Consider the following 14,901-nt stretch of genomic DNA (forward strand, 5'->3'; position numbering starts at 1 on the left):
TAAGCCAAGAATAAAACGTAAAACGGATGTCAGTGGAAAGGCAACGCCAGCACATCGCGCAGGCTGCTGCCGGTGTACACGGGCTGCGTGCCCAGTTCTTCAAACGGCAGCTGGTAGCGGTTGACCCACAGCGTGCGATAGCCGTACCAGGTGGCGGCCAGCGCGTCCCAGCCGTTGCAGCTCACAAAGGCAATCTGCCTGGCCTCCAGCCCGGTGGCCTCAAGCCCCAGCGCATAGGCCTCGGGAGCGGTCTTGTATTTGCGGATGCCGTCCACGCTGATCACGTGGTCCAGCAGGCCCTCCAGACCGGCGGAGCGCACGGCCACGCCCAGCATGGACGGGTCGCCGTTGGACAGGATGCCGGTGACCACACCGCGCGCCTTCAGCGCCTGCAGCACTTCCCGGTTTTCCGGGAAAGCCGACAGGTGGCGGTACTGGTTCATGAGCTGCTCTTCCTGGCCCGGCCCCAGCTCCAGGCCCAGGCGCTTGCAGGCATAACGCAGGCCGGCGCGCGTGAGCTCCCAGAACGGCTGGTAGTGCGCGCCGCCGTTGCTGGTGGTCACCAGCCGTGTGTATTCAATCTGCTTGTCGCGCCAGAGCACGCCCAGCGCTTCGCCTTTTCCGGGGAACAGCTGCTCGGCCAGCAGGCCCACGCTGTAGACGTCGAACAGCGTGCCGTAGGCGTCGAACAGCACCGCGCGTAGCGCGGCAGGCGGGTGGGAACGGGGCTTTTCCATGGCCCTCTACTGTATTTGATACAAGGACCATGATTAATTAACGCGAAATCGCTTTATCCATGACATTTACGGACGTAATTTCGCAAACAGGCCATTGGCTGGTAGGGACGGCGCAGGCCAGGGCCCGCGCCCAGGCAGCCCCGGCGGCCTAGCGACCCCAGCGCAACACCAACGGATCCAGCCGCCTGGCGGTGGCCAGCAGCCCGGCGCGCGTATCCGGATGCATGGCTGGGAAAGGATGGCGCGGCGCCTCGCAGGCGATCACGCCGCCTTCCTTCATCAAGGCCTTGGCGGCCAGCAGGCCCGCCTGGCGATTCTCGAAATTGATCAAGGGCAGCCACTGCTGGTAAAGGGCATAGGCCTTTTCGTGGTCGCCGGCGCGGTGCGCCTCGATGATGGGGCGAATGCCGTCGGGGTAGCCGCCGCCGGTCATGGAGCCGGTCGCGCCCGCGTCAAGGTCGGGCAGCAGGGTGATGGCCTCCTCGCCGTCCCACGGACCCTCCACGGCGCGGCCGCCCAGGCGGATCAGCTCGCGCAGCTTGGACGCCGCGCCGGCCGTCTCGATCTTGAAATAGGCGACATGTTCAATCTCGCGGGCCATGCGCGCGAGGAAGCAGGCCGACAGCACAGTGCCGCTGGCGGGCGCATCCTGGATCATGATGGGGATGTTCACCGCATCCGACAGGCGCGCATAAAACTCGTAGATCTGCGGCTCGCTGACGCGAAAGGTCGCGCCGTGGTAGGGCGGCATGACCATCAACATGGCGGCGCCCATGTCCTGCGCGCGGCGGCTGCGTTCGGCGCAGATCTTGGTGCCGAAGTGGGTGGTGGTCACGATCACCGGCACGCGCCCGGCTACATGTTCGAGGACGGTGCGGGTCAGGGTTTCACGCTCTTCGTCCGACAACACGAACTGCTCGGAAAAGTTGGCCAGGATGCAGATGCCGTCGGAGCCGGCGTCGATCATGAAGTCGACGCAGCGCTTTTGGCTCTCAAGGTCCAGCTCGCCGGTTTCGGTGAAGGTGGTGGGGGCGACGGGGAAGATGCCGCGGTAGCGCGGCTGGCGGGGCGTGGTCATAGAGGTAGGGAATCTGAGTTGGTAGGAAGCTTCACGGGTTCGCAGACCGGGTGCCTAGTGGGAATGGCGGGGAACTTCGGAGCCGCGGCAGCCGACCAGGAAATCGAAATCGCAGCCCTCGTCGGCTTGCAGCACGTGGTCGACGTACAGGCGCTGGTAGCCGCCGCGCATGCCCGCGGCGGCCTTGCCCTGCAGCGCCGCGAGGCGTTCGGCGAGTTCGGCATCGCTGATGTCCAGGTGCAGGCGGCCCTGCTCGCAGTCGAGCTCTATCCAGTCGCCGTCGCGCACGGCGGCCAGCGGCCCGCCGGCCGCGGCCTCGGGCGCCACATGCAGCACCACGGTGCCGTAGGCGGTGCCGCTCATGCGCGCGTCGGAGATGCGCACCATGTCCTTGACGCCCTGGCGCAGCAGCTTGGGCGGCAGGCCCATGTTGCCGACCTCGGCCATGCCGGGGTAGCCCTTGGGGCCGCAGTTTTTCATGACCATGACACAGCTGGCGTCAATGTCGAGGTTCTCGTCGACGATGCGCTCCTTGTAGTGCTCCAGGTTCTCGAACACGACCGCACGGCCGCGGTGCTTGAGCAGCTCCGGTGAGGCCGCGGAAGGTTTGAGCACCGCGCCGCGCGGCGCCAGGTTGCCGCGCAGTATGCAAATGCCGCCGTCGGCGATCAAGGGATTGTCCAGCGGGCGAATCACCTCGTCGTTGTACTGCGGGGCCTCGCGCACGTTGTCCCATATAGCCCGGCCGTTGACGGTGAGCGCATTGGGATGCGGCAGCAGGCCGTTCTCCCCCAGGCGGCGCAACACCGCGGGCAGGCCGCCGGCGTAGTAGAACTCTTCCATCAGGAAACGGCCGGAGGGCTGCAGGTCGACCAGGGTGGGCGTGTTGCGGCCTATGCGCGTCCAGTCTTCCAGGTCCAGCTGCACGCCGATGCGGCCGGCGATGGCCTTGAGGTGGATCACCGCGTTGGTGGAGCCGCCTATGGCGGCGTTGACGCGGATCGCATTTTCGAAAGCTTCGCGCGTGAGAATTTTCGACAGTGTCAGCCCTTCGCGCGCCATCTCGACGGCACGCGCGCCCGACATCTGCGCCAGCACATAGCGGCGCGCATCGACCGCGGGAATCGCCGCGTTGTGCGGCAGGGAAGTGCCCAGCGCCTCGGCCATGCAGGCCATGGTGGAGGCCGTGCCCATGGTGTTGCAGGTGCCGGCGGAGCGCGACATGCCGCCTTCGGCCGCCAGGAACTGGTGCAGCTGGATTTCGCCCGCCTTCAGCGACTCGTGCAACTGCCACACGGCCGTGCCGGAGCCTATGTTTTTGCCTTCAAGCTTGCCGTTGAGCATGGGCCCGCCGGTCACCACAATGGCCGGGATGTCGCAGCTCGCCGCGCCCATCAGCAATGCGGGCGTGGTCTTGTCGCAGCCGGTGAGCAGCACCACGGCATCAATCGGGTTGCCGCGAATCGCTTCTTCCACATCCATGCTGGCCAGGTTGCGCGTGAGCATGGCGGTGGGCCGCAGGTTGGACTCGCCGTTGGAGAACACCGGGAACTCCACCGGAAAGCCGCCCGCCTCCGAAATGCCGCGCTTGACATGCTCGGCGATCTTGCGAAAGTGCGCATTGCAGGGCGTGAGTTCCGACCAGGTGTTGCAGATTCCGATGATGGGCCGGCCGTCGAACTCATGGTCGGGAATGCCCTGGTTCTTCATCCAGCTGCGGTACATAAAGCCGTTTTTGTCGGCCGAGCCGAACCATTCGGTGGAACGCAATTTTTTCTTGGTACTTGTCATGGGGTGGTGTGGGGTCGTTTCAGGAAGAGGTGGATGTGCGCTTCACCAGCAGCCGTTGCAGCAGGCAAAAAACAAACAGCAGGACGCCGACGACAATGCGCGTCCACCAGGAACTCAGGCTGCCGTCGAAAGAAATCAGGGTCTGGATGATGCCCAGCATCAACACGCCGAACAGGGTGCCGGCCACATAACCCACGCCGCCGCTGAGCAGGGTGCCGCCGATGACCACGGCAGCGATGGCATCCAGCTCAAGGCCGGTGGCGTGCAGCCCGTAGCCCGACAGCATGTAGAAGGTGAAAACCACGCCGGCCAGCGCCGAGCAAAAACCGGAAAGCGTGTAGACCCCCACCAGCGTACGGCGCACCGGCAAGCCCATCAGCAACGCGGACTGCTCATTGCCGCCGACGGCATAGACGGTGCGGCCGAAAGGCGTGCAGTGCGCGATGAACACCGCCGCCAGCAGCACCAGGGCTGCGATCAGGGCGCTGATCGACAGCGAGGCGTCTTCCCACAGGGGAATGCGCAGCTGCGAGACCTCCGAATAAAACTCGTTGGTGATGCTGATGGAGTCGACGCTGATCAGGTAGCACAGGCCGCGCGCCAGAAACATTCCGGCCAGCGTCACGATAAAGGGCTGCAGGCGAAAACGCTCGATCAAAAACCCCATGAAGGCGCCGAAGGCCGTGCCCATGAGCAGTACCAGCGGGATCACCGCCGCCGGGCTCCAGCCGTGGTGCTCCACCAGCGCGGCCGACACCATGGTGGTCAGCGCCACCACGGAACCCACGGACAGGTCTATGCCGCCCGAAAGAATGACAAAAGTCATGCCCACGGCGACGATGACCAGGAAGGCGTTGTCCACCAGCAGGTTGAGGAAGACCTGCGCGGAAAAAAAGCCGGTGTAGAGCACCGAGCCCAGGCTCGCCATGGCGACAAACAGCGAAATGGTGGCCGCCAGCGGTAGGTATTTGGGGTTAAAGCGCGAAGCCGCTGCGGCCGGCAGCGGCGGCCGGGCCGCGGCTTTTGCGCCGGGTGCTTTCAGCGTCGCGCTCATGGCCGCATCCCCCGCAGGGCCGGCCGCCGTACCCAGATGGCGATCTCGGCCCGAAACTCCGGCGACTGCAGCAGCATCACGACAAACACCACGACGGCCTTGACCACCAGGTTGATCTCGGGCGGCACGCCCAGCGAATAAATGGCATAGGTCAGGGTCTGGATGATCAGCGCGCCTATCACGCTGCCCACCAGGCTGAAGCGCCCGCCGGTGAGCGCGGTGCCGCCCAGCGTGACCGCCAGGATGGCGTCAAGCTCGAGCAGCTGGCCCGCATTGTTCCCGTCGGCGCTTTTGACGTTGGAGCTGATCAGCAGGCCCGCAATGCCCGCGCACAGGCCGCAAAAAGCGTAGGCCGCGACGATCAGGCGCCGCGCCTGCACACCGGCGACGCGCGCCGCGGTCGGGTTGATGCCCACGGCCTGGATGAACAGCCCGAGGGCGGTGCGCGTCACTGCCAGGTACAGCAGGGCAAACACCGCCACCACGATAAACAGCGAGAAAGGCAGGCCCAGCAGGTAGCCGCTGCCCAGGAAGAAAAACGGCGCGTAATAAATGGTGATGATCTGCCCGCCGGTGATGAGCTGCGCGATGCCGCGGCCCGCCACCATGAGGATCAGCGTGGCGATGATGGGCTGCATGCCCACCCTGGCGACCAGCAGCCCGTTCCACAGCCCGCACAGCAGCGCGATGCCCAGCGCCGCAAGAATCGCCAGCGGCATCGGGAAGCGGCTCACGCCCGCCGACACCGAGCCGCCAATCATCCAGGCGGCCAGCGCGGCGGCGATGGCCACCACGGCCCCCACGGAAATGTCGATGCCGCGGGTGGCGATCACCATGGTCATGCCCAGCGACACCAGCACCAGCGGCGCGGCCCGGTTGAGGATGTCGATGAGGCTGCCGTAGAGATGGCCGTCGCGCCACTCGACGTGCAGAAAGCTGGCATTGAACACCGTGTTCACCACCAACAGCAGGAACAGTGTGAGCAGCGGCCAAGCCAGCCGGTGCCGCATGACGCTCAGTGGGGTTTTCTTTTCAGACATGTTCAGCGGCGATCAGTTCATAGACGGCGTCTTCGCTGCTGCCCGCCGGCAGCTCGCCCACCTTGCGACGGTCGCGCAACACCACGATGCGGTGCGCCACGCGAACCACCTCGCTCATTTCGGAGGAGATAAAGATCACGGCCATGCCGGCCTGCGCCAGGCGCAGGATCTGCTCCATGATTTCCTGCTTGGCGGCCACGTCGATGCCGCGCGTCGGCTCGTCGAGGATCAAGAGGCGCGGCTCGGTCGCGAGCCAGCGCGCGATCATGGCTTTTTGCTGGTTGCCGCCCGACAGCAAGCCTATGGGCGTGTCCACACTCGCGGTCTTGATGCCCATGGCCTGGACAAAACGTTCGGCCAGCGCGGTCTGCTCGGCCCGCGACAAAAACCGGCGCATGCCCATGCGGGCTTGCAGCGCCAGCGCGATGTTTTCGCGCAGCGACAGCTCGGCCACAATGCCATCGGTCTTGCGCTCCTCGGGGCACAGGGCCAGGCCATGGCGGATCGCGTCGGCGGGGCTGGAAAAAGCCACTGTCTCGCCGTCGATCCTGAGCACCCCACGGTCCGGCGCCTCCAGGCCGAACAGCAGGCGCGCCAGCTCCGTGCGGCCGGCGCCCAGCAAGCCGGCAAGGCCCAGCACCTCGCCGGCACGCACGCGCAGGTCCACGGGCTGCAACTGGCCGCTTTGGCCCAGGCCTTCTGCTTGCAAGAGCGCCGGCTGCGCGTCATCAAACGCGGAACTTGCCGGGGCGCTTGCGGATTGCGCGGCCAGCTCCCGGCCCAGCATGGCCGCGATCAATGCCTGCGGCCCCAGCTCGCTGGCCCGCCACTCCCCGACCCAGCCGCCGTTGCGCAGCACCGTGATGCGGTCGGACACCGCATAGACCTGGTTCAGGAAATGGGTCACAAAAACAATGGCCAGGCCCTCGCCGCGCAGGCGGCGCAAGACCTCAAAGAGTTTTTGCACTTCGTCGTCGTCGAGGCTGGAAGTGGGCTCGTCGAGGATCAGCACCTTGGCCTCGATGCTGATGGCGCGCGCGATGGCCACCAGCTGCTGCACCGCGACCGGGAAGCTGGACAAGAGGCGCGTGACGTCGATGTCCAGGCCGACGCGCGCGACGAGTTCGCGGGCGCGTCGGTTCAGCTCGGCCCAGGCGATGCCGTATCCCTGCGCAAAGCCGCGCCGCGGATAGCGGCCGGCGAAAATGTTTTCCGCCACGGAGAGGTTGGGGCAGAGATTGACTTCCTGGTAGACCGTACTGATGCCCAGGCGCTGCGCGGCCAGGGGAGACGCCGGCCACACCGCCTGGCCGGCCAGGCGCATCTGGCCACCGCTGGCTTCAAGCACGCCGGTCAGGACCTTGATGAGCGTGGACTTGCCCGCGCCGTTTTGCCCCATCAGGGCATGGATCTCACCGGGATACAGGCGCAAGCGCACGTCGCGCAGCGCATCAATGCCGGCAAACTGCTTGTGGATGCCCGAGAGCTCCAGCACGGGAGCGACGTCGGTGAGGGTATCGGCCGGGGTCATGGGGCAAGCTTGGCGCCAAGCGCTGCGGTATTCGCCTTGAGGACGGCCGCAGGGCTCATGCCTTGTTTTTGTTATAGACGTCGACAAACACGGCGGCCAGCAGCACCACGCCCTTGATGACCTGCTGGTAGTCGATGCCGACGCCCAGGATGGACATGCCGTTGTTCATCACGCCCATCACGAACGCGCCTATCACCGCGCCCATGACCTTGCCGACGCCGCCCGAGGCCGAAGCCCCGCCGATAAAGCAGGCGGCAATGACGTCGAGTTCAAAACCCAGGCCGGCCTTGGGCGTGGCGGTGTTCAGGCGCGCGGCGAACACAAGCCCCGCCAGCGCCGACAGCACCCCCATGTTGACGAAGGTGTAGAAAGCCAGGCGTTCGGTCTTGATGCCCGAGAGCTTGGCCGCCTTTTCGTTGCCGCCCAGCGCATAGATGCGCCGCCCTATCGTGGTATGCCCCGTGATGAAGTGGAACAGGAAGATCAGCACGGCCATCACGATCAGCACGTTGGGCAGGCCCTGGTAGGACGCCAGCAGGTAGCTGAAATACACCAGCAGCGCAGCGAACAGCGCGGTTTTGACAAAAAAGATGCCGGCGGGCTCGGCCTGGATGCCGTGCTTGACCTGGCGGGCCCGCGCGCGCAGGCCGGCGGCCGCCAGCACGGCGGCAAGCACCACGCCCAGCAGCAGCGAAGTCATGCGCAGGCCTTCGCTGCTCAGCAGGTCCGGCATGAAGCCGGAGCTGAGCTTCTGGAAGGATTCGGGGAAGGGGCCCACCGACTGGCCCTGCAGCAGCGCCAGCGCAAGCCCCTTGAACACCAGCATGCCCGCCAGCGTGACGATAAAGGAGGGAATGCGGAAGAAGGCGACGAACCACCCCTGCAGCGCGCCTATCAGCGCGCCGCAGCCCAGGCACAGCAGCGAGGCGGGCACGAAGTGCCAGTCGTACTGCACCATCAGCACGGCGGCCATCGCGCCTATGAAGCCGCAGACCGAGCCCACCGACAGGTCGATATGCCCCGCCACGATGACCAGCAGCATGCCCAGCGCCATGATGACGATGTAGCTGTTTTGCAGCACCAGGTTGGTCAGGTTGAGGGGCTGCATCAGCGTGCCCTCGGTCATGTACTGGAAGAAAGCCATGATGGCCACCAGCGTGACCAGCATGCCGTACTCGCGGAAGTTGTGCTTCAGGTAGTCCAGCGGTGATTTGTCGCCTGCGGACGCGGCTTTGGCCGGTGGCATGGTGGCGTTGGAGGATTCGTTCTTCATTTCAGCTTGCTTTCACGATCGCGCGCATGATCTTTTCCTGGGAGGCTTCGGCCGTCGGCATCTCGGCGATGAAACGGCCTTCATTCATGACGTAGATGCGATCCGTCATACCCAGCAGTTCCGGCATTTCCGAAGAAATGACGATGATGCATTTCCCCTCGGCCGCAAGCTGGGCCATCAGGGTATAGATTTCGTACTTGGCGCCCACGTCGATACCGCGCGTGGGCTCGTCGAGGATGAGCACCTCGGGGCTGGTGAACAGCCATTTCCCGAGCACCACCTTTTGCTGGTTCCCGCCCGAGAGGTTGAGGACTTTCTGGCCGACGCCGGAGCAGCGTATGCGCAGTTTTTCCCGGTAGCGCTGCGCGACCTGGTATTCGCTGCCGCTATCGATCACCGCGGCGGTCGACACGCCTTCGAGATTGGCCAGCGACACATTGAACTGGATGTCTTCGTTCAGCACCAGCCCGTTGCCCTTGCGGTCTTCGGTCACATAGGCCAGGCCGTGGCGGACGGCTTTTTCCACCGTGCCCACATCGACGGGCTTGCCGTTCAGCAGCACCTGGCCGCTGATTCGGCGACCCCAGGAGCGGCCGAAGATGCTCATGGCAAGCTCCGTGCGCCCCGACCCCATCAGCCCGGCAATGCCGACGATCTCGCCGCGCCGCACCTGCAGGCTCACGCCCTTGATGAATTTCCTGTCGGTGTGCAGCGGGTGGTAGACGTTCCAGTCGCGCACCTCAAACACGGTCTCGCCGATTTCCGGCTGGCGCGGCGGGTAGCGGTCGGCCATCTCGCGGCCCACCATGCCGCGAATGACGCGGTCCTCGCTGACGGCCTCTTCGCGGCAGTCCAGCGTTTCCACGGTGCTGCCGTCACGCAGGATGGTGATCGCATCGGCCACGCGGGAGATTTCATTGAGCTTGTGCGAAATCAGAATGCAGGTGATGCCATGGCCCTTGAGTTCCAGCAACAGGTCGAGCAGCGCCTGGCTGTCGTTTTCGTTGAGGCTGGCCGTGGGCTCGTCGAGGATGAGCAGCTTGACCTGCCTGGACAAGGCCTTGGCGATTTCCACCAGTTGCTGTTTGCCCACGCCGATGTCCGTGATCAGCGTGGCGGGGGATTCCTTGAGGCCGACTTTTTTCAGCAGAGCCTGCGTCTTGCTGTGCGCGGCCATCCAGTCGATCACGCCGTGCTGCGCGGTTTCGTTGCCCAGAAAGATGTTCTCGGCAATGGACAGCAGCGGAACCAGGGCCAGCTCCTGATGGATGATGATGACGCCCAGTTGCTCGCTGTCGTGGATGCCGAGGAAGCGGCGCTCCTGCCCTTCGTAGACGATGTCGCCGCTGTAAGAGCCATGCGGGTAGACACCGGAGAGGACCTTCATCAAGGTCGATTTTCCGGCGCCGTTTTCGCCGACGATGGCATGGATCTCACCCGCGCGCACGCGCAGGTTGACCTTGTTCAGCGCGACAACACCTGGAAAGGTCTTGCGGATGTCGCGCATCTCCAGAATCGTTTCCAATGCCTGTCCTTTGATGCAAGGTGATTGCCACCTCTTGGCGTTGACGGCCCCGCGCCTTGCGGCGTGGGGCCGTTTGTTCCGTTTTGTTTTCAGCGAATGCTTACTTGATCTGGGATTCTTTGTAGTAACCGCTGCCGATCAGCACCTGGTTCCAGTTGGACGCATCGACGGCCACGGGTTTGAGCAGATAGGAGGGCACCACTTTCACACCGTTGTTGTAAGTCTTGGTGTCGTTGATCTCGGGCTGCTTGCCGGACAGCATGGCGTCCACCATGTTGGCCGTGACCTTGGCGAGTTCACGCGTGTCCTTGAAGATGGTCGAGTACTGCTCGCCTTTCAGGATGGACTTGACGGAAGCGATTTCCGCGTCCTGGCCGCTGACCACCGGGCAGGGTTGCTGCGCGGTGCAATAACCCACGCCCTTCAGGGAAGACAGGATGCCGATGGACAGGCCGTCATACGGCGACAGCACCGCGTGGACTTTTTCCTTGCCGTAGTAGGCCGACAGCAGGTTGTCCATGCGCGCTTGCGCCACGGCGCCGTCCCAGCGCAGGGTGCCCACCTTGTTCATGCCCATCTGCTTGCTGCGCACCACCAGCTTGCCGCTGTCGATGTAGGGCTTTAGCACGCTCATGGCGCCGTCGTAGAAGAAGAAAGCGTTATTGTCGTCGGGTGAACCGCCGAAAAGCTCAATGTTGAAGGGGCCTTTGCCCTGCTTGAGGCCCAGCTTGTCGACGATGCTGGTGGCCTGCAGCACGCCGACCTGGAAGTTGTCGAAGGTGGCGTAGTAGTCCACGTTCTTGGAGCCCTTGATCAGGCGGTCGTAGGCAATGACCTTGATGCCTTTGTCGGCCGCGTTTTGCAGGGCCTTGGACAAGGTGGTGCCGTCAATCGAGGCAATCACCAGCACCTTCACGCCCTTGGTGATCATGTTCTCGATCTGGGCGAGCTGGTTCGGGATGTCGTCCTCGGCGTACTGCAGGTCGGTCTTGTAGCCGCGCTCCTTGAGCACCTTGACCATGTTGTCGCCGTCGGCGATCCAGCGGGCAGAGGACTTGGTCGGCATCGAGATGCCTATGCTGCCCTTGTCCTGCGCATGGGCCAGCGGTGCGATACCGACGGCGGCCAGGGCCAGGCTGGCCAGCAAAGTCTTCAGAAAAATACGCTTCATGAATTGTCTCCTTGTCTGTTGTCAATGATTCTTGCAGTATCCGCGCGCCATTGCTGGCGCCCCATCAGTACTTACGCTTGGGAAATTCCGCGGCTGCCACTTCCATCGGAAAAATCCCCTCTTCAGTAACGATTCGTTTCTGGACCGGCTTGCCGGCCTTGATGTCTTTCACCGCGGCCATCAGCTGGGGGCCCAGCAAGGGGCTGCATTCCACGGAGACGTTGAGCTTGCCGGCCATCATGGCCTCGAAGGCGCCCTTGACGGCGTCGATGGAGATGATGGTGATGTCTTTCGCCGGCTTCATGCCGGCTTCCTCGATCGCCTGAATCGCGCCTATGGCCATGTCGTCGTTGTGTGCATAGAGCACATTGATCTTCTTGCCCTCGGCCTTGAGGAAAGCTTCCATCACTTCCTTGCCCTTGGCCCGCGTGAAGTCGCCGGTCTGCGAGCGGATGATCTTGAACTTCGGGTCGGCCTTGATGATTTCCTCAAAACCTTTTTTGCGGTCTATGGCCGGCGCGGAACCCACGGTGCCCTGCAGCTCGACGATGTTGACCTGGCCGCTGCTGCCCTTCATTTTTTCCACCAGCCAGCGGCCCGCCTTGCGGCCTTCTTCCACAAAGTCGGAGCCCATGAAGGAGACATACAGCGAGGTGTCCTTCACATTGACGGAGCGGTCGGTCAGCACCACCGGGATCTTCGCCGCCTTGGCTTCGCGCAGCACGGTTTCCCAGCCCGACTCGACAACCGGCGAGAAGGCGATCACGTCCACCTTTTGCGCGATGAAGGAGCGGATGGCCTTGATCTGGTTCTCCTGCTTTTGCTGGGCATCCGAAAACTTGAGCTCGATGCCGGCATCCTTGGCGGCCGATTTGATGGATTCGGTGTTGGCGGTGCGCCACTCGCTTTCGGCGCCCACCTGGCTGAAACCCAGCACGATGGCTTTTTGCGCCCAAGCGGAAGCCGGCAGCAGACCGGCAAGGGGGGCGCAGGCGAGCGCGGCGGCGAGGGTACGGCGTTGGATCTTCATGTTGTCTCCTTTGGTTGAAATTAAACTGACAAATCTCCCGTGATCCGAAGTGGTTCAGGCCAGCACGTAGCCGGTCTTGACCGTCGTGTAAAACTCCGCGGCATAGCGGCCCTGCTCGCGCGGGCCGTAACTCGAGCCCTTGCGCCCGCCGAAAGGCACATGAAAATCGACGCCAGCGGTCGGCAGGTTGACCATGGTCATGCCGACCTCGGCGTTGCGCTTGAAATGCGTGGCGTGCTTCAGGGATGTGGTGCAGATGCCCGCGCACAGGCCGAAGGGCGTGTCGTTGGCCAGGGCCAGCGCGTGGTCGAAGTCATCGGCTTGCAGCACACAGGCCACCGGCCCGAAGATCTCTTCGCGCGCGATGCGGTGCTCAGGCTTGGCCAGGAAAAGCGCCGGGCTCATGTAATGCCCCGGTGTGGCGCGTTCGAGCAGCTCGCCGCCCCAGACATGCTCGGCGCCCTCGTTGCGCCCTATCTCCAGGTAGGACAGGTTGTTGTCCAGCTGGCCCTGGTCGACCACGGGCCCTATTTCCATGCCTTGCTCCAGCGCGTGGCCCACCTTGAGCGAGGCGATGCGGTGGCGCAGCCGGGCGACAAAAGCGTCGTGCACGGGCGCCTCCACGATCAGGCGGCTTGAGGCGGTGCAGCGCTGGCCGGTCGAAAAATACGAGCCCTGCACCGCGCATTCGACGGCCTGGTCGAGGTCGGCATCGGCCAGCACCACCAGCGGGTTTTTGCCGCCCATTTCAAGCTGCACCTTGGCGCGGCGCGCGGCCGCGGACTGCAGGATGCGCTCGCCGGTCGCCACCGAGCCCGTAAAACTCAGCGCGTTGACCAGGGGATGGTCGACCAGCGCCTGCCCGACTTCCCGGCCGCTGCCCATGACCAGGTTGAACACGCCGGCGGGCAGCCCGCAGCGGCTGATGATGTCGGCCAGCGCCCAGGCGCAGGTGGCGACCAGTTCGGCCGGCTTGAAGACCACCGTGTTGCCGTAGGCCAATGCCGGCGCGATCTTCCAGGCCGGGATCGCCAGCGGAAAATTCCACGGCGCGATGATGCCCACCACGCCGACGGGTTCGCGCGTCACGTCCACCTGGATGCCGGGCCGCACCGACGCCAGGGTCTCGCCCTGGACACGCAGCGCCTCGCCCGCGAAAAACTTGAAGATCTGGCCCGCCCGCGCGGCTTCGCCCACGCCTTCGGGCAAGGTCTTGCCTTCTTCCCGCGCCAGCAGCATGCCCAGTTCATCCTTGCGCGCCAGGATCTCGCTGCCTATCTGGTCGAGCACGTCGGCGCGGCGCTGCGGGGTGCTGTGGCTCCAGTGCGGCAAGGCCTCGGAGGCCGCGCGGATCGCCACTTCGGTCTGGTTGCGGTCGGCGCGCGCATACTCGCTCACCACTTCGCGGGTGTCCGAGGGGTTGCTGCTGATGCCCGTGGTGGTGCCGGTTTCCCAGCGCCCATTGATGTAATGCCGGGCGGTGTGCTGCGGTTCGCCGAATCTCATGAGAAGAGATGCTTTTTCATAACGACGCAGTCTAGAATCGATTTTGATATCAATCTAATCGTTTTTTTGACAAAATTGATATCGTTCTACGCATTCTGGAAAACCCGATGACCACCTACAACCACTGGTTCATACGCGCAAGGCTCAAAACCCGGCAGTTGCTGCTGCTGGTCGCGCTGGCCGAGGAAGGCAACATCCACCGCGCGGCGCAGGTGCTCAGCATGACCCAGCCTGCGGCTTCCAAGCTGCTCAAGGACCTGGAAGACGTCCTGGAAGTGCCGCTGTTCGAGCGCCTGCCCCGCGGCATGCGGCCGACCTGGTATGGCGAGACCATGATCCGGCATGCGCGCATGGCGCTGGCCAGCCTGAACCAGGCGCATGACGAACTCACCGCGCTCAAGACCGGGCACTTCGGCCATGTCGCCGTTGGCGCGATCACCTCGCCGGGGCTGGCCTTGCTGCCGCCTGCGGTGGCCGTGGTCAAGCAGGAGCACCCCAGCCTGCGCATTTCGCTGGACATCGAAACCAGCCCGGTGCTGCTGGAGCGGCTCGAGCAGGGCAAGCTCGACATCCTGGTGGCGCGCCTTTTTGCCGAGCATGACAAGACCCATTTGCGTTATGAACCCCTGGTCGAGGAGCCGGTGTGCGCCATGGCCAGGCCGGGCCATCCCTTGCTGGGGGTGTCGGGCCTGACCCTGCGCGACGTGGTGGCGGCCTCCTGGATCGTGCCGCCCGCGGGCAGCGTGCTGAGGCACCGCTTCGAGCTGATGTTCCAGGAAGACGGGCTGGCGCCGCCCATCAACGTGGTCGAGTCTTCGGCGCTGCTTTTCATCACGCGCATGCTGCAGCAAAGCGACATGGTGGCCGTGGTCGCGGCCGACGTGGCGCGCTATTACGCGGCGCACGGCATCGTCGCCATGCTGCCGCTGGACATGCCCTGCCATATGGACGCCTTCGGCATCATCACCCGCACCGACCGGCTGCCTTCACCCGCTGCCAAGGTCATGATGAAGGCGCTCAAGGCGGCGAGCCTCACGCTCTACGGCCGAAGGCTGGAAGCGGATTAAAAACCTACACGGCCCAGGCCAGGGACACCGCGGAACCGGCTTTGCCGGGCCGCCAGTGTGCCTTGCAGGCCGCATCAGCGTCAGAGTCGCTGACTCTT

General features: G+C 64.4%; 12 protein-coding genes. 1 reads left to right on the plus strand and 11 read right to left on the minus strand.

Annotated elements, in window-relative coordinates; genetic code table 11:
• Nucleotides 1–29 precede the first annotated feature (29 nt).
• From BLQ85_RS21940 to BLQ85_RS21990, 11 genes are all read right to left on the minus strand, one after another.
• Nucleotides 30–737 (minus strand): haloacid dehalogenase type II, encoded by a 708-nt coding sequence (locus BLQ85_RS21940; protein WP_074580092.1) that lies wholly within the window; start codon nucleotides 735–737, stop codon nucleotides 30–32.
• Nucleotides 738–885: 148 nt separating this feature from the next.
• Entirely contained in the window at nucleotides 886–1,815 is a 930-nt protein-coding gene (locus BLQ85_RS21945) for a dihydrodipicolinate synthase family protein (protein ID WP_074580093.1), read from the minus strand.
• 54 nt (nucleotides 1,816–1,869) lie between these two features.
• On the minus strand, nucleotides 1,870–3,606 hold the full coding sequence (locus BLQ85_RS21950; RefSeq protein WP_074580094.1) for an IlvD/Edd family dehydratase: 1,737 nt from the start codon (nucleotides 3,604–3,606) through the stop codon (nucleotides 1,870–1,872).
• 19 nt (nucleotides 3,607–3,625) lie between these two features.
• Complete coding sequence (gene yjfF, locus BLQ85_RS21955) at nucleotides 3,626–4,660, minus strand: galactofuranose ABC transporter, permease protein YjfF (RefSeq protein ID WP_074580095.1); 1,035 nt, start codon at nucleotides 4,658–4,660, stop codon at nucleotides 3,626–3,628.
• Nucleotides 4,657–5,700, minus strand: a complete 1,044-nt coding sequence (locus BLQ85_RS21960) for an ABC transporter permease (RefSeq protein ID WP_074580096.1) — start codon at nucleotides 5,698–5,700, stop codon at nucleotides 4,657–4,659. The genes yjfF and BLQ85_RS21960 overlap by 4 nt, the downstream gene beginning before the upstream one ends.
• Nucleotides 5,693–7,231, minus strand: coding sequence for a sugar ABC transporter ATP-binding protein (locus tag BLQ85_RS21965; protein ID WP_074580097.1), 1,539 nt, complete (start codon nucleotides 7,229–7,231; stop codon nucleotides 5,693–5,695). Before BLQ85_RS21965 ends, BLQ85_RS21960 begins: the two co-directional genes overlap by 8 nt.
• Before the next feature lie 55 nt (nucleotides 7,232–7,286).
• Complete coding sequence (gene mmsB, locus BLQ85_RS21970; RefSeq protein WP_074580098.1) at nucleotides 7,287–8,504, minus strand: multiple monosaccharide ABC transporter permease; 1,218 nt, start codon at nucleotides 8,502–8,504, stop codon at nucleotides 7,287–7,289.
• A 1-nt stretch (nucleotide 8,505) separates the two neighbouring features.
• Complete coding sequence (gene mmsA, locus BLQ85_RS21975) at nucleotides 8,506–10,011, minus strand: multiple monosaccharide ABC transporter ATP-binding protein (RefSeq protein ID WP_074580099.1); 1,506 nt, start codon at nucleotides 10,009–10,011, stop codon at nucleotides 8,506–8,508.
• Nucleotides 10,012–10,129: 118 nt separating this feature from the next.
• The gene (chvE, locus tag BLQ85_RS21980; protein WP_074580100.1) at nucleotides 10,130–11,200 is read right to left on the minus strand and encodes a multiple monosaccharide ABC transporter substrate-binding protein; all 1,071 of its coding nucleotides are present in this window, start codon (nucleotides 11,198–11,200) and stop codon (nucleotides 10,130–10,132) included.
• Nucleotides 11,201–11,264: 64 nt separating this feature from the next.
• The gene (locus tag BLQ85_RS21985; RefSeq protein ID WP_074580101.1) at nucleotides 11,265–12,230 is read right to left on the minus strand and encodes an ABC transporter substrate-binding protein; all 966 of its coding nucleotides are present in this window, start codon (nucleotides 12,228–12,230) and stop codon (nucleotides 11,265–11,267) included.
• A 54-nt stretch (nucleotides 12,231–12,284) separates the two neighbouring features.
• Nucleotides 12,285–13,736, minus strand: a complete 1,452-nt coding sequence (locus BLQ85_RS21990; RefSeq protein WP_074580102.1) for an aldehyde dehydrogenase family protein — start codon at nucleotides 13,734–13,736, stop codon at nucleotides 12,285–12,287.
• Nucleotides 13,737–13,843: 107 nt separating this feature from the next.
• On the opposite strand from BLQ85_RS21990, the gene BLQ85_RS21995 reads away from it, so the two are divergent.
• Complete coding sequence (locus tag BLQ85_RS21995) at nucleotides 13,844–14,803, plus strand: LysR substrate-binding domain-containing protein (protein WP_074580103.1); 960 nt, start codon at nucleotides 13,844–13,846, stop codon at nucleotides 14,801–14,803.
• Nucleotides 14,804–14,901: the final 98 nt, after the last annotated feature.

The organism is Polaromonas sp. JS666, from assembly GCF_900103405.1.
GTDB lineage: Bacteria > Pseudomonadota > Gammaproteobacteria > Burkholderiales > Burkholderiaceae_C > Polaromonas.

Excerpts from the sequence above, each read along its gene's own strand:
- mmsA (WP_074580099.1), bottom strand. The coding sequence starts at position 10,011 with ATGCGCGACATCCGCAAGACCTTTCCAGGTGTTGTCGCGCTGAACAAG.
- BLQ85_RS21945 (WP_074580093.1), bottom strand. The coding sequence starts at position 1,815 with ATGACCACGCCCCGCCAGCCGCGCTACCGCGGCATCTTCCCCGTCGCC.
- BLQ85_RS21985 (WP_074580101.1), bottom strand. The coding sequence starts at position 12,230 with ATGAAGATCCAACGCCGTACCCTCGCCGCCGCGCTCGCCTGCGCCCCC.
- mmsB (WP_074580098.1), bottom strand. The coding sequence starts at position 8,504 with ATGAAGAACGAATCCTCCAACGCCACCATGCCACCGGCCAAAGCCGCG.
- BLQ85_RS21960 (WP_074580096.1), bottom strand. The coding sequence starts at position 5,700 with ATGTCTGAAAAGAAAACCCCACTGAGCGTCATGCGGCACCGGCTGGCT.
- BLQ85_RS21940 (WP_074580092.1), bottom strand. The coding sequence starts at position 737 with ATGGAAAAGCCCCGTTCCCACCCGCCTGCCGCGCTACGCGCGGTGCTG.
- BLQ85_RS21990 (WP_074580102.1), bottom strand. The coding sequence starts at position 13,736 with ATGAGATTCGGCGAACCGCAGCACACCGCCCGGCATTACATCAATGGG.
- yjfF (WP_074580095.1), bottom strand. The coding sequence starts at position 4,660 with ATGAGCGCGACGCTGAAAGCACCCGGCGCAAAAGCCGCGGCCCGGCCG.
- BLQ85_RS21995 (WP_074580103.1), top strand. The coding sequence starts at position 13,844 with ATGACCACCTACAACCACTGGTTCATACGCGCAAGGCTCAAAACCCGG.
- chvE (WP_074580100.1), bottom strand. The coding sequence starts at position 11,200 with ATGAAGCGTATTTTTCTGAAGACTTTGCTGGCCAGCCTGGCCCTGGCC.
- BLQ85_RS21950 (WP_074580094.1), bottom strand. The coding sequence starts at position 3,606 with ATGACAAGTACCAAGAAAAAATTGCGTTCCACCGAATGGTTCGGCTCG.
- BLQ85_RS21965 (WP_074580097.1), bottom strand. The coding sequence starts at position 7,231 with ATGACCCCGGCCGATACCCTCACCGACGTCGCTCCCGTGCTGGAGCTC.